General features: G+C 69.3%; 16 protein-coding genes. 9 read left to right on the top strand and 7 right to left on the bottom strand.

Annotation, left to right across the window (positions count from 1 at the left end; translation table 11 throughout):
• The first annotated feature begins 223 nt into the window (after positions 1 to 223).
• Positions 224 to 2341, top strand: a complete 2118-nt coding sequence (locus F5X71_RS24550) for a DUF4328 domain-containing protein (protein ID WP_167464150.1) — start codon at positions 224 to 226, stop codon at positions 2339 to 2341.
• Between the two features lie 249 nt (positions 2342 to 2590).
• On the opposite strand, the gene F5X71_RS24545 is transcribed toward F5X71_RS24550, so the two are convergent.
• The 5 genes from F5X71_RS24545 to F5X71_RS24525 form a co-directional block, all read right to left on the bottom strand.
• Entirely contained in the window at positions 2591 to 4849 is a 2259-nt protein-coding gene (locus tag F5X71_RS24545) for a M20/M25/M40 family metallo-hydrolase (RefSeq protein WP_167464149.1), read from the bottom strand.
• 175 nt (positions 4850 to 5024) lie between these two features.
• Entirely contained in the window at positions 5025 to 5927 is a 903-nt protein-coding gene (locus F5X71_RS24540; RefSeq protein ID WP_167464148.1) for an amino acid ABC transporter permease, read from the bottom strand.
• Entirely contained in the window at positions 5924 to 6604 is a 681-nt protein-coding gene (locus F5X71_RS24535; protein ID WP_167464147.1) for an amino acid ABC transporter permease, read from the bottom strand. Before F5X71_RS24535 ends, F5X71_RS24540 begins: the two co-directional genes overlap by 4 nt.
• Positions 6605 to 6701: 97 nt before the next feature.
• Entirely contained in the window at positions 6702 to 7538 is an 837-nt protein-coding gene (locus F5X71_RS24530) for a glutamate ABC transporter substrate-binding protein (protein ID WP_167464146.1), read from the bottom strand.
• Positions 7539 to 7597: 59 nt separating this feature from the next.
• A complete protein-coding gene (locus tag F5X71_RS24525) occupies positions 7598 to 8326 on the bottom strand; it encodes an amino acid ABC transporter ATP-binding protein (protein ID WP_167466700.1) in 729 nt (242 codons plus the stop codon).
• Positions 8327 to 8700: 374 nt separating this feature from the next.
• Between F5X71_RS24525 and miaB the strand changes: the two genes are divergently transcribed.
• Both miaB and F5X71_RS24515 read left to right on the top strand, forming a co-directional pair.
• A complete protein-coding gene (gene miaB, locus F5X71_RS24520) occupies positions 8701 to 10260 on the top strand; it encodes a tRNA (N6-isopentenyl adenosine(37)-C2)-methylthiotransferase MiaB (RefSeq protein ID WP_167464145.1) in 1560 nt (519 codons plus the stop codon).
• Between the two features lie 339 nt (positions 10261 to 10599).
• On the top strand, positions 10600 to 11175 hold the full coding sequence (locus F5X71_RS24515; RefSeq protein WP_167464144.1) for an Rv2732c family membrane protein: 576 nt from the start codon (positions 10600 to 10602) through the stop codon (positions 11173 to 11175).
• A 45-nt stretch (positions 11176 to 11220) separates the two neighbouring features.
• On the opposite strand, the gene F5X71_RS24510 is transcribed toward F5X71_RS24515, so the two are convergent.
• On the bottom strand, positions 11221 to 12588 hold the full coding sequence (locus F5X71_RS24510; protein ID WP_167464143.1) for a DUF349 domain-containing protein: 1368 nt from the start codon (positions 12586 to 12588) through the stop codon (positions 11221 to 11223).
• A gap of 253 nt (positions 12589 to 12841) precedes the next feature.
• Between F5X71_RS24510 and F5X71_RS24505 the strand changes: the two genes are divergently transcribed.
• The 6 genes from F5X71_RS24505 (at position 12842) to F5X71_RS24480 (ending at position 19257) form a co-directional block, all read left to right on the top strand.
• Positions 12842 to 13597: a hypothetical protein gene (locus F5X71_RS24505; protein ID WP_167464142.1), complete on the top strand. Its 756-nt coding sequence runs from the start codon at positions 12842 to 12844 to the stop codon at positions 13595 to 13597.
• Positions 13567 to 14514: a tRNA (adenosine(37)-N6)-dimethylallyltransferase MiaA gene (miaA, locus tag F5X71_RS24500; RefSeq protein ID WP_428981392.1), complete on the top strand. Its 948-nt coding sequence runs from the start codon at positions 13567 to 13569 to the stop codon at positions 14512 to 14514. The genes F5X71_RS24505 and miaA overlap by 31 nt, the downstream gene beginning before the upstream one ends.
• Positions 14511 to 15347, top strand: a complete 837-nt coding sequence (locus F5X71_RS24495; protein WP_167464141.1) for a TrmH family RNA methyltransferase — start codon at positions 14511 to 14513, stop codon at positions 15345 to 15347. The genes miaA and F5X71_RS24495 overlap by 4 nt, the downstream gene beginning before the upstream one ends.
• A 24-nt stretch (positions 15348 to 15371) precedes the next feature.
• Positions 15372 to 16262 carry a diaminopimelate epimerase gene (dapF, locus tag F5X71_RS24490; RefSeq protein WP_167464140.1) on the top strand — a complete coding sequence of 297 codons (891 nt, stop codon included), beginning with the start codon at positions 15372 to 15374 and terminating at the stop codon, positions 16260 to 16262.
• Positions 16263 to 16503: 241 nt separating this feature from the next.
• Positions 16504 to 17949: a GTPase HflX gene (gene hflX / locus F5X71_RS24485; RefSeq protein ID WP_238816031.1), complete on the top strand. Its 1446-nt coding sequence runs from the start codon at positions 16504 to 16506 to the stop codon at positions 17947 to 17949.
• Between the two features lie 402 nt (positions 17950 to 18351).
• Entirely contained in the window at positions 18352 to 19257 is a 906-nt protein-coding gene (locus tag F5X71_RS24480) for a lysophospholipid acyltransferase family protein (protein ID WP_167464138.1), read from the top strand.
• Between the two features lie 22 nt (positions 19258 to 19279).
• On the opposite strand, the gene F5X71_RS24475 is transcribed toward F5X71_RS24480, so the two are convergent.
• Positions 19280 to 21268, bottom strand: coding sequence for an ArnT family glycosyltransferase (locus tag F5X71_RS24475; protein WP_167464137.1), 1989 nt, complete (start codon positions 21266 to 21268; stop codon positions 19280 to 19282).
• Positions 21269 to 21413: the final 145 nt, after the last annotated feature.

The raw sequence follows: 21413 nt of genomic DNA, 5'->3' as shown, positions 1-21413 counted from the left end.
GGAGTTTCACCTCGGAACTGATTCGAATTGCCGAGCGCGAGCGGGGATATTCAGCTGATCGATCTGGACCGGCTCTATTTCGGTGACTGAGCGGGCGTGTCTGCCGCGGTGCGGTGATTGTCGTTGGCGTGCCGGCCCAAGGAATAGGGGGCTGTCGCAGGTGGGGGCGGGGCCCTAGCCTGCGAGGTTCTGCATGCTCGAGGCCGGAGAGGATTTTGAGGCTGTGGCGTATGGGGTGGGGATGCGGCACTATCGGTCGCTCGACACGCTAGGTGCCGTCGCGATTGTCGCACTGATCGTGAATATGGTTGTGCGCGCGGTGTTCTGGGTCGCGAACTGGCGAAACTATGTGCTGCTCGACGAGTATGCCGCCGGTGTGGTCGACCGATCGGAGCTGCTGCGTCGCAGCGAAGAGCTCGACACCTGGTTCGTGGTCTCGCTACCGGTGGCCGCATTGGCCACCGTGTTCACGTTGTCCGCCGTGATCGCGTGGCTGTGGCGAGCGCGCGGCAACGCCGAACTCGGTTGTGCGACAAGACATCGTTTGGCACGCGGATGGGTGATCGGCGGCTGGTTCGTGCCGGTCGTCTCGCTGTGGTTCCCGCCGGTGCTCGTCGACGACGTGGTGCGCGCCAGCGACCCCGGCACCGCGCCGCGTGCCGCGCGACTGACCGCGAACGCCACGACGCCGCTGGTCGTGCTGTGGTGGCTCGCGCTGCTCGGCGGTCAGCTCATGCTCGGCGTAACCATCGTCATTCGACTGCTCACCGTGCTCTCCCCTGACCCCGGCCCCGCAGCCGCGGCCGCGCTGTTCGAGGCGATCAGCTGGCTGCTGTTCGCCGTCGCGGCGACCACCCTCGGCCTCATCATCGCCAGGGTCGGTCGATGGCAGGCCGACCGGCACCGAGCATGCGCGAGCGCGGGCCCCACCCTGCACCCCGAACCATCACTCCCCGGTGCCGCTGATGTGCCGCAGCGCGCGAGTGGGCCGCTGCCCGAGTCGCCGTTCGGTGGTGTTCCCGAGGTGGTGCAGCGCCCAGGTGGGCCGTTGCCTGAGTCGGCACTCGGTGGTGTCGCCGATGTGGTCGAGCGCGCGGGTGCACCGTCGCTCGAGTCGACATCGAGTGGCGGCGCTGATGTGGTGCGGCACTCGGGTGGGCCGCTGCCTGAACAGGATTCGGGCGTGGCGGTCGGGCGGGGCCGGGGCGAATCCGGTGTGGTCGGGTTGGGTGGGCAGGCCATGCGCGGGCCGGTGCGGGGCGGTCGAGAATCCGGTGGTTCTCGACTCGGTGGAGGGAGCTCCGGTGCGGCCGCTGGGGGGACGGTGTCGACTGGTGTACCGGGTGGGGCAGCTCGTTCGCGTGGCAAGGTCGCCGTTGTGGTCGGTGCGATGCTCGGGGCGGTTGTTCTGGTTGTTGTGGGGGCTGTTCTTGTAGTGCGGCAAGGTGGTTCGTCGACGGAGGGGACGCTCGCGGTCGATGCGGAAACGCTGCGCTCGATCGATCCCTGCACCCTGCTCGATCAGGGGGCCCTCGACGTGATCGGTCCCGGTCCTGCTCCCGAGCCGCAACGATGGGGTGAGTGTGTGCGGCACCAGCGGCTGACCGCGAAGTACGACACCGATTCCCCGACAGTTTCGGTGCGGGCGGGCTGGACCTACTTCGACGCCCCCGCCACAGTCGTCGGCGAAACGTCGTTCGGGCTCACCATGCTGGAGCCGGATCGGGGTGGTGGCTGTGTGCGCCAGGTCGCGACCACCGAAGGCAACGGGATCGAGATCGAAGTGGGCACGCTGCCCAACGGCCGCGATTGCGAGATCGCCACCGAGCTCGTCCCGCGCGTGCTGGCGCGGCTTGCCGACAGCACATCCCTGGTGTCGGTCGTTGCTGGGTCGTTGATCGACGTGGATCCCTGCACACTGGTGGATCGAGCGGTGATCCGCCGCGCGGTCGGTGATGAACGCAACCGGTCGATGAAGAACGGGGTGCACGTGTGCCGCCACTCGGGCAATCAAACCTCGCTGCAGGTCACCTTGGGGCAGGGGCTCGATCCGGACCTTCCGATAGTCGCCCCGAGCCTGATCCCGTTCGAAGTCGACACCCGCCGCGCCTACGAGGTGCGTGCGGGCGAGTCCATCGGCGAACCCACCTCGTCCACCTCGTTGCCGCACAGATTCGAATGCGAAGTGCGCTACATCCATCGCTCCGCAGACCTCGGCCGCAACGAGACCGTCGCGATTCAAGTCGGTGAAGACCAATCGCGCGGGGTCGACCACGCCACCGCCTGCACTCGAGCCAGGTCCGTCCTCGCAGCCCTCCTCCCAAATCTCCCCACTCCCTAGCCATCCCGCCACCCCGGTCGCCCGTTGACCGATGCGCGCCACCTCGCGTGGTGAGCCGTACCTCTTCCAGGGATTTGCGCCCCAACGGCGGTGCGGACCCGAAACCGTTGCAGCTCCGGAGAACTGGCATGGATCCCGAGAGCGTGCGCGGCTCTAGGAAATCAGTGCGGACCCGAAGGGCGGGTGCGGATCCGAAGAGTCACCGTTGCTTCCGAGATCCGGGGTGGATCCCGGAAGCAGCCGATCCGCTCAGAGGCCGGGGATGGACGTGAAGACGGCGGTGGTGCTGTCTTGGCGGAAGTAGATGTCGTCGGGGACCGGGGGGAGTACGGGGAGTTGGGAGTCGGGGAGGTAGGTGAAATCGATGAGGTCAAGGGGGAGTGGGCCTGCGGGGGCGGTGATTTCGACCTCGATTCCGTCGCGCGGGGGCGCGTTGAAGTGGATGCCCTTCTTCGGGGGCTCGGGTACTTCGCGGCCCGCGACGCGCAGGGACAGCGGGGCGGTCGCGTAGCGCAGGGAGATGCCGGTCGCGTCGCGCTGGGAGCGCAACCGCAGTGTGACGCTGCGTTGCTCCGCGGTCGTGGTGTCGGCGAGGATCTCGGCGACCGGAGGGAGCAGGCGCGCGGCGGGGGCGATGCCGCTCGCGCCGGTGGTCGGCCACAGCTCGGCGAACCGAGGGTCGAGGGCTGCGGTGCCGACCAGGTCGCGGGTCCAGCGATCGGGTGCCTCGCGGGAAATCCAGCGCGCCGCATTGTGCTCGGCGTCGAGGGCGTAGACCAGTTGCGAGGTGAGCGGGTGTTGTTCGTCGAACCGGTCGACCGCCAGGCCGGTCGCGGCGAGCGCGACGGTGAGCAGTACGGCGGCGGTCGGGATCGTCCAGCCATGGCGTGCCGGCCAGGTTTTCGTGAGGGTGAGCAGCAGCAGTCCGCCGACGAGCGCGACGGCGGGCGCGACCAGGAACGGGGCGGTGGGGATGCCGGTCTGCAGCGCGGGCCAGGTGGCGCTGCCGAGGAAGATCGCCGCCGGTATCAGGAAAACGGTGAGCACGGCAGGCTGCCACCGCTCGGGCACCAGGAAGGTGATCCGCACGCCAACGGCGGCCGCGAAGGTCGGCACCACCAGCAGATGGCCCGTGCCGGGCGCGAGCGCGGTGAGCGCGACGCCGAGCAGCGTGAGGCAGCTCAGAAGTCCCGCCGCCGCGGCGGCGGCGCCGAAGAGCCGCCGTGCGAGCGCGAACCAGGCGAGCAGTGCCGCGGCGGATGCGGTGAGCATGGCGACGTAGAAGAATTCGGGGCGGTACGGGTCGACGAAGAGCGGGCGATATTCGGGCCGGATGAACTTCACCAGCTCCCAGGTGCCGTACACCGCGCCGGCGGCGATCGGCGCGGTGAGCAATGCCGTTGCGCCGGAAACGATCACGCGCCCGAGGCTGGTCTCGCCCGCGCGCAGGAACCGCCGCACCACCAGCGCCACCACCAGCACGGTGGCCACCGCGAGGGCGATCATCACCCAGAGCGGCAGCACGATCAGCACGCCGAAGGGTAGTTGGAAGTACGCGCGATCGACATCGTCGTCGGCAACGGTGAGATCGTCGTCGCCGAGTTCCCGGACCAGGGCCAGATTGTTGTCACCCATCTGCTGCAACGTCGCCCGGTCCACATGGGCGGGATCGTCGAATCGGTTGTGATAGTACGCACTACGCCCGGCATAGGCCCAGTCGAGCACCCGCAGCCCGCCCGGCTCGAACGCGGCGAAGTCGGTGTTGCTGCTCGTCTGGGTGCCGGCCAGGGCGGTGGTCAGCGAGTCGGTGTTGGGGTGCGGTGCGGCGTCGGCGACGGCCCGCACCAACGCGCCGTCGGGGTGGGTGACCCGCCACAGCAGCACCGGGCCGCCCGCGCCGCGGGCCTCGTTGTTGACGACCACGCCGGTCTTGCGGCCGTCCATCCCCGCGGCGACGAAGGCCTCCGCGCCGAGCAGTCCCTGCTCCTCGGCGTCGGTCAGCAGCACGACCACGTCGTTGCGCACCGTGGTGCCCGAGGCCCGCAGGGCGCGTACGGTCTCCATGATCGCCGCGACGCCCGAGCCGTCGTCGTTCGCGCCCGGTCCGGAGACGACCGAATCATAGTGTGCGGTAAGGAAAATCGTGCCCGTCGAGTTCGTGCCGGGCAGCCGGGCGATGATGTTGGCGACGTGCCCCATGCCGAGCACATCCCGCGAGAGCCCGGACGGGTAGCGGCCGACGCCTTCCTGGATCTCGGTGTCCAGCCCGAGGGCGCGCAGCTCGCCGACCAGATGGTCGCGGACCCGGTCGTGTTCGGGCGTGCCGACCGGGTGCGGCCGCCGCGCGATCTCCTCGATGATCCGCATCGCCCGTGCGGCGCTGAAGGTCTCGGCGGACGCGGACTCGTCGCGATGCCCGTGTGGCTGTTGCTCCCACACGGTCGCGCAGGCGATCAGGAGTAGGACGACAAACGCCAGCAGGCCGGATAACCGTGGTCCGATACGCACACGGCTGATCGTATCGACCGCGCCGAGGGCTGCGCGTCACTCGAATTGACGACCCGCCGCGCGGCGTCCCGCGCGCGAATTCGTCGGCGATTTCGTGCGCGATAACCGGCTCGCGCCCCCGGAAACGGCGAATGCGCCGGAACGGATTACCGTTCCGGCGCATTCGGTCATTCGGCTATTTCTTACCGGTGATATCCACGCCGGGCGCGGCATCGGTGAGAATCGAATCGGCCGCGACGACACCGCCGCCGTTCTTCGCCTTCTTCCGAGCCCGCAACCGCTGCTCCAGCTTCGTCGCCACGAAGGTCAACGCGCTGTTCAGGATGATCATCACGATCGCGATGACGATCAGCGAGGGAATCGTGTTCTGTTCGGCCGCGCCGAGCTGCTGGCCGGAGCGCACGATCTCGGTGTAGGTGATCTGGTAGCCGAGCGCCGAGTCCTTCAGCGCGACAACCATTTGCGAGACCAGCGCGGGCAGCATCGCGGTGATCGCCTGCGGCAGCAGGATCAGTCGCATCAGCTGGTTCTTGCGCATGCCGAGCGCCACGGCGGCCTCGGTCTGTCCCCGCGGCAGCGACTTGATGCCCGCACGGACGATCTCGGCGATGACCGAGCCGTTGTAGACGGTCAGCGCGATCACCACGGCCGCCAGTGCCAGATCGTCGACCTTGAACACCTTGTTCTTGGAGAACAGGGCGAACAGGAAGATCATCAGGATCAGCACCGGGATGGCCCGGGCGACCTCGACGATCGCGCCCGCGATCCAGCGCACCCACCGGTGATCCGACATCCGCAGGATGCCGAAGATCATGCCGATGAGCAACGCGAACACGATCGAGAGCAGGGCCGCGACGATCGTGCCCTGCAGACCGGGCAGCAGGTAGGTCGTCCAGACGTCGGCCTCGAGGAACGGCTTCCACTTCTCGGCGGTGAACTGTCCCTTGTCGGCGAAGCCGCTGTAGAGCACCCACAGGAACGCCGCTACGGCGGCGATGACCGCGGCCGAGTAGATGTAGTGCCGGATACGTCCGCGGGGGCCCGGTGCGTCGAACAGCACCGAGGACGCTGCGCTCATCGGGCGACCTCGAATCGTTTGGCCAGCCAGCCGAAGAACAGGCCGGTGGGCAGGGTCAGGATGACGAAGCCGAGCGCGAAGATGGCGCCGACGGCGACCACCGCGGCCTCGTTCTCGTTGATGTTCGCCATCAGGGTCGCGGCCTCGACCACGCCGATCGCCGAGGCGATCGTGGTGTTCTTGGTCAGTGCGATCAGCACGCTGCCCAGCGGTGCGATGACCGACCGGAAAGCCTGGGGCAGCACGATGAGTCGCAGGTTCTGCGTGAAGGTCAGGCCGAGCGAACGGCCCGCCTCGGACTGGCCCATGGCCACGGTGTTGATGCCCGAGCGCAGCGATTCACACACGAAAGCGCCGGTGTAGATGCTGAGTCCGAGCACGGCGAACCGGAAGTTGTTCTCGGCGACCGAATTCGGTCCTTCGCCTGCGAGCTTCCAGCCCATCGTGGTGTACAGGCCGAGCGACATGAACACGATGATCAGCGTGAGGGGAGTGTTACGGAAAATGGTGACGTAGGTAGTGCCGACCGCGCGAGCGATGGGCACCGGGGACACACGCAACGCGGCGACGAGCGTGCCCAGGATCAGCGCGCCGACCGCCGACGCGACGGTCAGTTTGATGGTCACCCAGAAGGCGTCGAGGATTTGGTCGTCATACCTCGAGATCAGGTCGAACACGGCGTGCGCGTCCCTCCGATCGGGTCTCGATGTGCAAGGGAAATGCGGCGGGTGGCCCGGCCCGGTAGGCCCGGGCCACCCGTGCGGAAGGAAATGCTCAGTACCGGTCGACCTTCGGCGGCTCCGGCGCCTGGTAGCCGGACTTGCCGACGGTGTTGTCGAAGGCCTTCTTCCAGGAGCCGTCGGCGAACATCGCCTCGATCGCGTCGTTCACCTTGTCGCGGAACTCCTTGTCGCCCTTCTTCAGGCCGATGCCGTAGTTCTCGGTGGTGAACGGCTTACCGACGACCTTGAACGCGCCCGTGCTCTGCGCGGCGTAGCCGGCCAGGATGATGTCGTCGGTGGTCACCGCGTCCCACGAACCGGCGCGCAGGCCCTCGAGGCACAGCGAGTAGGTGTCGTTGGTCTGCAGCTGGGTGTCCTTGAAGTTCTTCTCGATGTTCTGGGCCGGGGTGGAGCCCTTCACCGAGCAGACCTTCTTGCCCTTGAGGCTTTCCGGGCTGGAGATGTCGTTGTTGTCGGCGCGCACCAGGAACGACTGTCCGGCAACGTAGTACGGACCGGCGAAGTCGATCTTCTGCTTGCGCGCGTCGGTGATCGAGTAGGTGCCGACGATGTAGTCGACCTGGCCGTTCTCGATCAGCGTCTCGCGCTGGCCGGACGGGGCTTCCTTCCAGGTGATGCCGTCGGGCTTCACGCCGAGCTTCTCGGCGACGTACTTGGCGACCTCGACGTCGAAACCGCTGTAGGACCCGTCCTTGTCCCGCAGGCCCAGGCCCGGCTGGTCGAACTTGATGCCGATGGTGAGCTTGCCGTCCTTGGCGTTGTCCAGGGCCGACTTGCTCTCGCCGCCGCCACACGCGGTGGCGGTCATGGCGGTGAGCGTCAGAGCGATCGCTCCGACGCCGAGTCGCAGGGCACGGTTGAACCTCATCGAATTTCCTTACTTCTCTGGTGGGTTGTTGGTCTGTGGTGAGCTCGTCGCCTCGCGGCTCAGTGGCTCAGGATCTTGCCGAGGAAGTCCTTGGCACGGTCGGACTTGGGTGCGGTGAAGAAGACCTCGGGCTCGGCGTCTTCGACGACCTGACCGTCGGCCATGAACAGAACGCGGTTGCCCGCACGCCGGGCGAAGCCCATCTCGTGCGTGACGACCAGCATGGTCATCCCTTCCTTGGCGAGCGACACCATCACGTCGAGCACCTCCTGGACCATTTCCGGGTCCAGGGCCGAGGTGGGCTCGTCGAACAACATCACCTTCGGATTCATCGCCAGCGCACGCGCGATGGCGACCCGCTGCTGCTGCCCACCGGACAGCTGGGCGGGGTACTTGTCGGCCTGGTTCGCGATGCCGACCCGGTTGAGCAGTTCCATGGCGTGCTTGCGCGCGTCATCTTTCTTGATCTTGCGAACCTTGATCGGCGCGAGCATGACGTTCTCGACGATCGTCTTGTGCGCGAACAGATTGAACGATTGGAAGACCATGCCGACGTCGGCGCGCAGCGCGGCCAGCCCACGGCCCTCGGCGGGCAGCGGGACGCCGTCGATGGCGATATCGCCGGAGTCGATGGGTTCCAGACGGTTGATGGTGCGGCAGAGCGTCGACTTCCCGGAGCCCGAGGGCCCGAGAACGATGACGACCTGTCCCTTGGGGACTTCGAGGTTGATATCGCGCAAAACATGCAGTTCGCCGAAATGCTTCTGCACATTGCGCATCGAGATCATCGGCGCGCGGTTGGCGGCGCTGGCGTCCCCTGTAGAAGCGTCCCCCGGTGTATCGGGCGCGGCGGCGTCGTCGGTCATGGTCCAAGACCTTAAGGGCAAAATGAGGATTTGCCAGAGTTTCCGTGCCACCCTTTTTCGCCGCGCCTAGATGACACGTCACGTTAACCTCGCCGACTGGTTCGTCCCAAAGATCGCTTTTCCGGCCGACCCCGGCCGTCCCCGAAACGACAGCGTGCCTGATCAGAGGCCACTTTGCGTCCCAACCCGAGGGCCGTGATGAAGCGGGCCGACAGTCAACGTGCCGTCGTTTGGTGGCGCGTTCGCCGTCCGCATGCCCCTAAAATTGGGGTTGGCCCTGCCCGTACCCTGGACGCGTGGATTCGATCGGACAGGCAGTGCCGGCGCCCGCCTCCGGGCCCGCCGAAGGCGCCCGCAGCTATGAGGTCCGGACCTTCGGCTGCCAGATGAACGTGCACGACTCCGAACGCTTGTCCGGGTTGCTCGAGGACGCGGGCTATGTGCGGGCCGCGCCGGGCGCGGCGGCCGATCTCGTCGTGCTCAACACCTGCGCGGTGCGCGAGAACGCCGACAACAAGCTCTACGGCACCCTCGGGCACCTGGCCTCGATCAAGGCCGAGCGACCCGGCATGCAGATCGCGGTCGGCGGCTGCCTGGCGCAGAAGGACCGCGGCACCGTAGTGAACAAGGCGCCGTGGGTGGACGTGGTGTTCGGTACGCACAACATCGGCTCCCTGCCGGTGCTGCTGGAGCGGGCCCGGCACAACGCCGAGGCGCAGGTGGAGATCCTGGAGGCGCTCGAGGCCTTCCCGTCGAGCCTGCCCGCCAAGCGTGAGTCCGCCTACGCCGGATGGGTATCGATCTCGGTGGGCTGCAACAACACCTGCACCTTCTGCATCGTTCCCGCGCTGCGTGGCAAAGAGGTCGACCGCCGCCCCGGCGACGTGCTCGCCGAGGTGCAGGCGCTGGTCGACCAGGGCGTGCTCGAGGTGACGCTGCTCGGGCAGAACGTCAACTCCTACGGCGCCTCGTTCGCCGACCCCGACGAAGCCCGCGATCGCGGCGCCTTCGCCAAGCTGCTGCGCGCGTGCGGCGGCATCGACGGACTGGAGCGGGTGCGCTTCACCTCGCCGCACCCGGCCGAGTTCACCGACGACGTGATCGAGGCGATGGCCGAGACCCCCAATATCTGCCCGCAGCTGCACATGCCGTTGCAGTCCGGGTCGGACAAGGTGCTCAAGGCGATGCGCCGCTCCTATCGCAAGGCGCGCTACCTCGGCATCATCGAGAAGGTGCGGGCCGCGATGCCGCACGCCGCGATCACCACCGACATCATCGTCGGATTCCCCGGCGAGACCGAGGAGGACTTCCAGGAAACCCTGGACGTGGTCCGCCAGGCGCGCTTCACCAGCGCCTTCACCTTCCAGTACTCGAAGCGGCCGGGCACCCCTGCCGCCGACATGCCCGACCAGCTGCCGAAAGCCGTTGTGCAGGAACGCTATGAGCGGCTCATCGCGCTGCAGGAGCAGGTCTCGCTGGAGGCGAACCGCGCGCTCGTCGGCACCGAGGTCGAGCTGCTGGTCGCCGAGGGGGCGGGCAAGAAGAACGCCGCCACCGCGCGGATGAGCGGGCGCGCCCGCGACGGCAGGCTCGTGCACTTCCGCCCCGGTGGCACCGCCGAGGCGATCCGGCCCGGCGATCTCATCACCGTCGACATCACCGAGGCGGCCCCGCACCACCTGATCGCCGACGCCCCCATCAAGACGCACCGCCGCACGGCCGCGGGCGACGCCCACGAGCGCGGCATCACCCCCAAGACCGCCCCCATCGGCGTCGGTCTCGGCCTGCCCCGGATCGGCGCGCCCGTCGTCGTGGCGCAGGCCGCCGCCGGGTGCGCCACAGGCTGCGGGACCTAGACAGGGCTGGCCGCATGGGCTGTCCTGCGGGGCGGATCGACACAACCGGAACGGAGTTCGGGCATGACGGAGTCGGGTACGGACGCGGGGGACGACGCGGCAGGCACGGGTGGGCGGTCCGGAACGCCGGAATCTACTACCGGCAGTAGTGGGTCGGGTGCGGGTGCGCGATCCGGTGATGGCACAGTGGACGCGGGCGACGCGGATCGAGCACCGGGCTCAGCGGTGGACGAAACCACCGCGGCGAAGGCCGAATCCAGCGCGACCAGAGACGAATCCGGGGCGGCGGTGGGATCCGCCGCGGCGGACCACGCACGAGCCGAACGAAACGAGGGACCCGTGAACTCGGTCGAGACCAGCAACTTCGAGCAGTTCCGCGATGACCTGGACGCGGTGGAACGCCGCATCGCGGGGGAGATCGACCCGGGCGTGCGTGCCATGGTGGTCGCGGGCGCGGTGTTCGTCCTGCTGTTCTCGCTGGTGCTGCCGCACGCGGGCGGCGCGCGCGGCTTCGACGTCCTGCTCGGCACCGAGGTCGCGCGCACCGAGCACATCGGCCTGCCCTCGCGCATCTTCGTCTGGTTCGCCGTCGTCTTCGCGGTCGGCTTCTCCATGCTCGCCCTGATGACTCGGCGCTGGATCCTCGCCTGGATCGCCGTCGCGGGCACCGCGATCACCGGCGTGTTCGGCGTGTTCTCCATCTGGCACCGGCAGACCCCCGGCATCGGCAACTACCACGGCGCGGGCCCCGGCATCGGCCTGATCCTCGGCGTCATCGCCGCGATCGTGCTGACCTTCCACTGGGTTCGCGTCGTTTGGAGCCGCACCGCCCTGCAACTGGCGGCCGAGGAGCAGCGTCGCAACGCCACCGCCGCGCAGGAAGAGCAGGACCGCAGGCGGCTCACCGGCGAATAGCCCGGTCGACCGCGACCACCCGCACCGCCTGAGCGACGGTGGCACTCAGCGGTTGGTGACGGCGCCTTCCGCGGCCTCGGCCCACTCGCGCCACTGCTTGGCCTGTTCGAGGGCCTTCTCCGCGTCCCGTGCCTTGCCAGCGGCCTGGGCCTTGGCGGCCTGCTCCTCGAATTGCGCTACGCGCTCGCGGAATTGGGCGGCACGAGCCATCGCCTCGGGATCGGTACGGCGCCATTGCGCGTCGGCGGCGTCGCGGACCCGCTTCTCGATGGCGCGCAGCTTGCCTTCCAGCTCCTGCATGCGCTCGCGCGGCACCTTGCCGAGCGCGTCCCACTTGTCCTGCAGCTCACGCAGACTGGCGCGGGCGGCCTCGAGCCCGTTCGCCGGGTCGATGTGCGCGTAGGCGGCGAGCAGCTCCTCCTTGGCGGCCGCGTTCTGCTCGAACTCGGCGTCGCGCTCGGTGACCGCGGCGTTGCGCGCGGCGAAGAACACGTCCTGCGCGCTCTTGAAGCGCCGCCACAGCGCCTCGTCGGCCTCGCGGGGCGCACGGCCCGCGGCCTTCCATTCGGCGAGCAGGTCACGGAAGATGCTCGCGGTGCCGACCCAGTCGGTGGAGCCGGACAGTTCCTCGGCGCGCACGCAGAGCTCTTCCTTGCGCGTCTTCGCCGCGGCGCGTTCGCGATCGAGTTCGGCGAAGTGCGCGCCGCGTCTGCGGTTGAACGCCTCACGGGCCTTGGAGTACCGCTTCCAAAGCGCGTCGTCCACCTTGCGGTCCACGCCGCGGATCGACTTCCATTCGTCGAGGATCTCGCGTAACCGGTCGCCCGCGGCCTTCCACTGGGTGGATTCGGCGGCGATCTTCTCCGCCTCGGCGCACAGCGCCTCCTTGCGCTCGGTGTGCTCGTGCCTGGCGCGGTCTTTCTCCTCCTTGGCGTGCGCGGCGGCCTCTTCGGAGTGCTCGGCGATGGCGTCGAGCCGCTTCGCGAGTCCGTCGATGTCGCCGATCACCGCGGCGGTGGGCAGCGATTCGGCGATGGCCAGCGCCGCGGCCTTGGTCTTGCGCGCGTCCGCGCCCGCGGCGAGGCGGGCTTCGAGCAGCGCGACCTCGGTGGCCAGGTCGTCGAACCGGCGGCCGAAGTGGGCGAGCCCCTCGGCCGCGTCACCGGCCTGCCACGAGCCGACCTGACGTTCGCCGTCGGCGGTCTTCACCCAGGCGGTGCCGTCGTCGTCGACGCGGCCCCACGCGCTGGGGTCGGTGACGGTCGGCACGACGACCGGGTGCGGGTGCTGTTGGGCCGGTCCCGGCGTCGCGTGCGGTTTGGGGGGCTGGATCGAACCGCCGGGTTTCGGGGCACCGGAAGAGCGCGGCATCTTGCCGGGGCTGGCTTTCGCGGTTCCGTTGCTGTCGGTCATTGCTCCTCGTCCCTGCCGCGCGTCACGGCTGCCTGGTTACGCCCTAGCTCATCCCATTGAACCCGGTCCGAGCCCTTGTGACCATCGACCCACGCCTTCACTCGGAGGAATCTCGGGGATTGCAACCCCTGATGACCTGGGTTGTAGCTTCTCGAACAGTATCAATCTCGGCGCACTTTGCGGCAGAGACACTCGAACCGGGGCGCTACCCGCGGTGCGCGAGGGCGGCCGAGGCAACGGTTACGGTTACGTCGTGTTCTCGATTGCCGCCCTGATCCCGTCGCCACCGATCCTGGTGCCCGAGCTCTGTGGTGCCGAGTCGGGCGCGCTCCCCGGTCACGACGGTGATCCGCGGGCACGGCTGCGCGCGGCGGTACTGGGGGCGGCGCGCGACCTCGCGGCCGTGACGGATCGGTGGATCGTGGTCGGTACCGGCGCGTCCACCGAGGTGTTCGGTCCCGAGGTGGTCGGTACCTTTCGCGGGTTCGGGGCCGATGTGCGGGTCGCGTTGTCCGCGGCCGCCGCGCCCGAGGCCGACCCGCAGCTTCCGCTGCCGGTGCTGATCGCCGGATGGTTGCGGGGGCAGGTCGCGCCGGCCGTGAGTGCCGAGGTGCGTCTGGTCGCCGTGGACACCCCGGTGCCCGACTGCGTCGAGTTCGGCGCGAAACTTCGCGCCGAACTGGACAATTCGGAGGTGCGCCACGGTGTGCTCGTAATCGCCGACGGTGCGGCCACGTTGTCGGTGAAAGCGCCGGGATATCTGGACGAGCGGGCCGCCGCGGTGCAGGACGGCCTGGACCGCGCGTTGTCCACCGGCGACCGCACGGCCCTGCGCGGGCTGGACCCCGAGTTGTGCGCGGAGCTCGTGCTGTCGGGCCGGGCCGCCTATCAGGTGCTCGCCGGATTGTTCGACCGCGATCCCGCGGTCGAGACGCGCTACCGCGCCGCGCCATTCGGTGTCGGTTACCACGTGAGCCTGTGGCGGCCCACCGGAACGGCGGCGGCGTGATCACCCCCGTCGCGGTCGTCGGCCCCACCGCCACCGGTAAGTCCGAGCTCGGGCTCGCCCTCGCCGAGCGGCTCGGCGGCGAGATTGTCAACATCGACGCGATGCAGCTCTATCGCGGCATGGACGTCGGCACCGCCAAACTGACCCCCGACGAACGCCGCGGCATCCCGCACCACCAACTCGACGTGCTCGCGGTGACCGAGACCGCGACCGTCGCCGCCTACCAGAGCTCGGCCGCCGCCGACGTGGCGGCGATCATGGCGCGCGGTCGCGTGCCGGTGATCGTCGGCGGTTCGATGATGTATGTGCAAGCGCTGTTGGACGAATGGTCGTTCCCGGCCACCGATCCGGCGGTGCGCGCGCGCTGGGAGGCGGTGCTCGCCGAGGGTGGCGTCGCGGCCGTGCACGCCGCGCTGCGGGCCGCCGACCCGGCCGCGGCCGCCACCATCCTGCCCACCGACGGACGGCGCATGGTGCGCGCGCTCGAGGTGGTCGAGCTGACCGGGCGCCCGTTCGCCGCGTCCGCGCCCGAGATCGGCACCCCGCGCTGGGACACCGTGATCATCGGCGTCGACCGCGACACCGCCGAACTGGACGAGCGGATCGAACGCCGCACCGCGCTCATGTTCGAGCGCGGACTCGTCGACGAGGTGCGCGCCCTGCTCGAGCACGGCCTGCGCGAGGGCGTCACCGCCCGTCGCGCCATCGGCTACGCCCAGGTCCTGGCCTACCTCGACAACGAATACGACCTCGAACACGCCCGAGAACGCACCCTGATCGGCACTCGGCGCTACGTTCGGCGACAGCGCTCGTGGTTTCGCCGCGACCCGCGGGTGCGCTGGGTGGACGGCGCGGCACCCGACCTGGTGGCGAGGACGCTCGCCCTGCTCGACGAGAAAGAACGGACCCCGCAGTGACCCGACGTGTGAGCACGCGAAACGCCTCCGTCCAGGTGTGGCAGGCCTACCTGAACAACCGCACCAAACGCCACCGCGACGGACGCTTCCTGGTGCAGGGCGTCCGGCCGATCACCCAGGCGCTGGCCAACGACTGGCCGCTGGAGACGCTGCTCTACCGCCTCGGCACGCCTGAGCTGTCCAGCTGGGCCAGGCAGCTGCTCGACACCAGCGACGTCCCGCAGGTCGGCCTGGTGCCCGAGCTGATGGCCGAGCTGGGCGAAAAGACCGGCGGCATACCGGAAGTGGTGGCGGTCGCGGTCTCGCGTCAGGAGGATCTGGCCACTTTCGAACCGGGGGAGCCTGGCGAGGACGCGCCCGTGGTCGTGGTGTTCGATCGGCCGAATTCGCCGGGCAACCTCGGCACGCTGATCCGCTCGGCGGACGCGTTCGGCGCGAGCGGGGTGGTGGTCACCGGGCACGGCGCCGACCAGTACGACCCGCAGGCCGTGCGCGCCTCGACCGGTTCGCTGTTCGCGATGCCGGTGCTGCGCGCTGCCGGTCCCGCGCAGGTGCTCGAATTCCGGGATCGGCAAGTGCGGCGCGGCATTCCGACCCGGATCGTCGGCACCGACGAGCACGGCCCTCGCGCGGCCTATGATCACGACTTCACCGAGGCGACGATTCTCGTGGTCGGGAACGAGACGGGTGGCATGAGCGCGGCCTGGCAGCAAGCATGTGACGACATGGTGCACATTCCGATGGGCGGCACCGCCAGTTCGCTCGGCGCGCCGTCCGCGGCGGCCGTGGCGCTCTATGAAATTTCCCGGCAGCGCCGGACGTTTGCCAAATGACGACGAATTAGGGAGAACACGTACGTGTCGGATTTCGAGTTCGCCAAGGGGCACGGCACCCAGAACGATTTCGTGGTGCTGCCCGACCCCGAGGTTCGGCTGGAGCTGACCCCGGCGCGGGTGAGCGCGCTGTGTGATCGCCAGCGTGGCCTGGGCGCCGACGGGGTGCTGCGGGTCGCGCGCGCCGCGGCGTTGCGAGCCGCGGGCGTGCTCACCGAACTGCCCGATGGCGTGCGCGAGAACGACTGGTTCATGGACTACCGCAACGCCGACGGCTCGATCGCCGAGATGTGCGGCAACGGCACCCGCGTGTTCGCGCACTACCTGGTGGCGTCCGGGCTCGAATCGAGCGATACGTTCGTGGTGGGTAGCCGCGCGGGGGGACGCCCGGTGGTCGTGCACGCCGCGACCGCGGTCGACGGCGAGGTCACCGTCGACATGGGCCGGGTTCGCGAACTCGGCGAATCCACCGCCACCATCGCGGGCTGGGGCTACCAGGGCATCGGGATCGACGTCGGCAACCCGCATCTGGCCTGTGTCGACCCCGAGCTGACCGTGGACGCCCTCGGCAAGCTCGACCTCAGCGTGCCCCCGGGCTACGACCCCGACCTGTTCCCGCACGGGGTCAACGTGGAGATCCTGACCGCGCTCGACGCCGACCGTGCCGTGGACATGCGGGTCTACGAACGCGGTGTCGGCGAAACCCGTTCCTGCGGAACCGGAACCGTTGCCGCGGCGACCGCGGCACTGGTGCGCGATGGCTTCCGCGTCGGCACCGACAGCGGCGAGGTGCGGGTGCGCGTTCCGGGCGGCGAAGTGACCGTCGGGCTGGTCGAGGGCGTCGCGACGCTGCGCGGGCCGTCGGTGCTGCTCGCCTCGGGCCGGATCGCCGAAAGCTGGTGGCTGGGGCTCTGAGGCGAGCTCGGATCGGGACACGCGTGGCACGGCGGTGCCGAATATCCGAATGCGCCATGTCGGTATCTCGTGGGACCATGGACGTTGTATGACGAAACAAATCACTGACGAATTCACCCGTGCCGAAGATTTCACCGAGGGGGCCGAGGACATCAGTACCTCCGATTTCGACAACGATATGACCGGCGGCGAGTTCGATGATGCCGATATCGGTGATGTCGTGGCCCAGCACGCGGCACGGATGAAGCGTTCCGGGGGATGGACCCCGGCCGAGCCGACGGTCGGCGAAATGCAGCTCGACGAACGCAGCTCGCTGCGTCGCGTCGCCGGGCTGTCCACCGAGCTCACCGATATCACCGAGGTCGAATACCGGCAGCTGCGCCTGGAACGGGTCGTACTGGTCGGGGTGTGGACCGCGGGAAGCGCCGCCCAGGCCGACGCGAGCATGACCGAACTGGCCGCGCTCGCCGAGACCGCGGGATCGCAGGTGCTGGAGGGACTGATCCAGCGCCGCGACAAGCCGGACCCGGCCACCTACATCGGCTCCGGCAAGGCCGAGGAGCTGCGTGCCGTCGTGCTGGAAACCGGCGCCGACACGGTGATCTGCGACGGTGAACTGACCCCGGCGCAGCTGACCGCGCTGGAAAAGGTCGTCAAGGTCAAGGTGATCGACCGGACCGCGTTGATCCTGGACATCTTCGCCCAGCACGCCACCTCGCGCGAGGGCAAGGCGCAGGTCGCGCTCGCGCAGATGGAATACATGCTGCCGCGACTGCGCGGCTGGGGTGAGTCGATGTCCCGCCAGGCCGGTGGCCGAGCGGGCAGCAACGGCGGTGTGGGTCTGCGCGGCCCCGGTGAGACGAAGATCGAAACCGACCGCCGCCGCATCCGCGAGCGAATGGCCAAGCTGCGCCGCGAGATCCGGGAGATGAAGACCGCGCGCGACACGATGCGCGCGCGCCGCAACTCCAGCGGGATCCCGTCCGTCGCGATCGTCGGCTACACCAACGCGGGCAAGTCCAGCCTGATGAACGCGCTCACCGGCGCGGGTCTGCTGGTGCAGGACGCGCTGTTCGCCACCCTCGATCCGACCACCCGCCGCGCCGACCTGGACGACGGCCGCGAGGTCGTGTTCACCGACACCGTCGGTTTCGTCCGGCACCTGCCGACCCAGCTGGTCGAGGCGTTCCGGTCCACCCTGGAAGAGGTGACCGGCGCCGACCTGCTGCTGCACGTGGTCGACGGCTCCGACCCGCTGCCCGCCGAACAGATCAAGGCGGTCCGCGAGGTGATCACCGACGTGATCAAGGAGCAGGGCACGGTGGCGCCGCCGGAACTGCTGGTGGTCAACAAGATCGACGCGCTGGACCAGTTGGCGCTGACCCGCCTGCGCGGCCAGCTCCCCGACGCCGAGTTCGTCTCGGTGCACGCCGGCATCGGCATCGAGGCGCTGCGCGATCGGCTCGCCGAAGTGCTCGGTGGCCTCGACGTCGAGGTGGGCGTGCTGCTCCCGTACACCCGCGGCGACCTGCTCGCCCGCATCCACGCGGACGGCCGCATCATCACCTCGGACCACGAGGAGGGCGGCACCCGCGTCCGCGCCCGCGTGCCGCACGCACTGGCCGCCGCCCTCGCCGAGTACGCGCACGCGGGCGGCCCCGAAACAAACGGCCACCCCGCTCCCTGACCCGGTCCCGGCCGAACTTCGCACACCAGGTCCGCGTTCCCGCACCCGCTGACCACGTGCGAAGTGCCGGGAGCTCGGCGTCCGCATGAGCACCATGCGCCCAGCGGTACTGCGGCGTGTGGAAGCGCGGAGCTGATGGGTGAGGCGTTGATCGGCGGCGTTAAGTCGCTCACATCGTGGTCGGTCGGTGTTCGCGGCGTCGTCCGGGCGGTCGACGGACTCGGGTGCGTCGCGTGCGATGTCACGGCGTCGCGCTCGCGGGTCTCGCGGTGAAGAGTCGCTCGAAAGCTGGTCCCTGGCTGCGCGGAGCAGACCGGTCGGGCTGTGGCGGGGCTCACATGCGATGCGACACAGTGGTTTTCGTTACGCTATCGTCGGTCGCAACGACATCAGGAGGGTGCTATGTCGCACGACCGCGCGGGGTCGGCCGGTATCGGAGATCGGCAGTCGGACGTACTCGAGCACGAGCAACCGGCGCTCAGCGACGGTGCGCCACTGCACGTCTCGCTGACCGACACCGACGTGCGGGTGATCGAGACGCTGCTCGCGCCGCTGCGCGCGTGGACCAGCCCGCGCTTCTACGGCCTGGACAACATTCCGGCCGAAGGCCCCGTGCTGCTGGTCGGCAACCACAACCTGATGGGCGGGATCGACGCCCCGCTGCTGCTGCCGGAGGTGCTGCGTCGCCGCGGCAGGCTGATCCGCGGGCTCGCCGAGAACGTGCTGATCGCCGTGCCCGGCCTGCGGCATTTCCTGCACCGCTACGGCGCGGTCCGCGGCACCCGGGGCAACTGCCTCGCCCTGCTGCGCCGCGGGGACGCCGTCATCGTGTTCCCCGGTGGCGGGCGTGAGGCGGTGCGCCGCAAGAACGAGAAGTACGTTCTCAAATGGGAGGGCCGCAGCGGCTTCGCCCGCATGGCGATCGAAGCGGGCGCGCCGATCGTGCCGGTCGCGATGATCGGTGTCGACGACGCCTACGACATCGTCGTCGACGGCGACCATCCGGTGCTGCGCCCGCTGCGCTGGACCGTGCAAGCCCTCGGCCTCAACCCCGATCTGACCCCACCGCTGCTGCGCGGCATCGGTCCCACCGTGCTGCCCCGCCCGGAACGCTTCTACTTCTCCGCGGGCACCCCCATCGATCCGGCCCCGTGGCGCGACGCCCCTGACCGCGCTACGGCCGCAAAGGAATTGCGCGACGTCACGCGCAAGGCGCTAGAGGAGGAGCTGAAATTCCTTTTCGCCGAACGCGATCGCGACTCCGGCCGCCACCTGACCGGTCGTCTGCGCGACTGGCTCCGCCGCTGACCCACTACGGGCCTGGGGGTCCTCAGTTGGGGTGGGCGGTGAGGTCGTAGACGGCGATGTTGCCGATGCGGGTGGCGGGGTAGTGGTGTGCGACCCAGTCCGCGATCTCGGGTTTGCCGGTGACCTGCCATGGCGGTGTGGGCGTGCTGGGAGCGTGCGCGCCGGTGCGCCAGGTCGCGGGTAGTTGCATCTCCTGGACCAGGTAGTAGCTGAGTTCGTGGTCGCGGACGAAGCCCTGGAACTGCTCTAGGGTCGGCACCGGGTCGGTGTCGGCGAAGCCGCCGATGGCGATCACCGGTGTGTGGCTGGCCAATTCGAGTGCGGCGGCGACCGAACCGCGGTCCACCGCGGCAGACCAGGTGGTCGATGAGCCCGCGAGCATCGCGACGATCTGCGGCGCGGTGAACGCGCCGCCGTCGGCGAAGTTCTGGGTCTGGCGCCGCACGAGCGCCGCGATCCCGGTCTCCGCGGGTTTGGCCGGACCGACGACGGGGCTGCGGCCCGCATGTGCCTGCGGCAGCGTCGCGGCCGCGTAGGCGGTCGAACCACCGAGTCCGGCAATGACTCCCACGACCACCAGGATCGCCGTGACCCGCCTGCGCGCCGTCCGCGCCGCGGCCGTCGCCGGTAGCGCGGTGCCGAGCAATCCGAGTACGACCACCGCGCTCGCACCGGCGATGGTCCAGCGCACCCACGGCTGCCATTCGGAATTGCGTTGCAGCACAACGAAAGCCCAGCCACCCATGGCGGCGACGAGGGCGGCGGTGCCGAGCCTGCCGAACGCCTCCTCGCGCCGACGCCACAGTTCGTGCACGCCGATGGCGAGCACACCGGCGACGGCGGGTGCGAGGGCGAGGGTGTAGTACGAGTGCTCGATCGCGCCCATCACGCTGAACGCGGCGCCCATCGTGACCAGCCACAACCCGAACGTCAACGCCGCGCCGCGCACCGGATCGGTCCGCGGGTTGCCCCGGCGGGACGCGATGACCAGACCGAACGCCAGCAACGCCGCCGGTATCAGCCAGGAGATCTCGAATCCGCTCTCGCCGGCGAACAGCCTGCCCGCCCCTGGCCCGCCGAAGTCGTTGAAGCTCTGCAGCAAACCGGGCGGCGCCTGATATCCCTCGGGGAGGTCGATCCGGCCGCTCGGCGCGGTGTCGCCGAGGAAGCGGCCGAATCCGTTGTAGCCGAGCACCGTGTTCAGGAACGTGTTGTCCGTCGAGCCGGCCAGGTACGGCCGCGACGACGCGGGCCACAGCGCCGTCAGCGCCACATACCAGCCGGACGAGACGATCAGCGCGACCGCGCCACCGGCCAAGTGCCACAACCTGTTCCGCACCGAGGTCGGTGCGACGAGCAGATAGGTCAGCGCGAGCGCGGGCGCCACCATGAGCCCCTCGAGCACCTTGGCCAGGAAGGCGAACCCCAGCGCGACACCGGCCAGCACGAGCCAGCGCCCGCGCGCGTGCGCGGCGGCGCGGATCGTGCAGTAGGCGGCCGCGGTCATCAGCAGCACCATCACCGCGTCGGGGTGGTTGTAGCGGAACATCATGGCCGCCACCGGCGTCGCCGCCAGGACGGCACCAGCGAGCAGGCCCGCGCCGCGGCTACCCGTGGCCCGCGCGACCGCGGCATAGAGCAGCGCGACCGCGCCCACCGCCATGAGTGCCTGCGGCACGAGCATGCTCGCGCTGCTGAAGCCGAACAGCTGACCGGAGAGTCCCATGATCCATTGGGAGACCGGCGGCTTGTCGACGGTGATGAAGTTGGCGGGGTCCAGCGAACCGAACAGCAGCGCCTTCCAATTCTGCGCACCAGCCCAGGCGGCGCCGGCGTAGAAGTTGTTCGCCATACCGTTGACCGTGATGTGCCACAGATAGGCGATCGCGGTGCCGGCCAACAGCGCGGCCAGTCCGATGCGCTCGGCCGGGCGTGCCGGGGGAGGGTCTGCCGGATCGGGGGAAGGCGCAACGGAACCGGTCGGAGCCGTCGCGATGAGGGTCGCCGCCATTGCCCAACGGTCGCACGCCGGTGTTCACCGGAAGTTGGACTGCGGGTTAACACCGGGTCGCAATAGTGTGGGCCAGGCCACCGCGGTTTGCGGCGAATCTCTGCCCGATCGCGGCGGCGTGCGTGCCGTGCCTGGTCGGGCAACA

Origin of the sequence: Nocardia brasiliensis (genome assembly GCF_011801125.1) — a bacterium.
GTDB lineage: Bacteria > Actinomycetota > Actinomycetes > Mycobacteriales > Mycobacteriaceae > Nocardia > Nocardia brasiliensis_C.
Note: the sequence above shows the minus strand (reverse complement) of the source record. Positions and strands in the feature narration are given on the sequence as shown.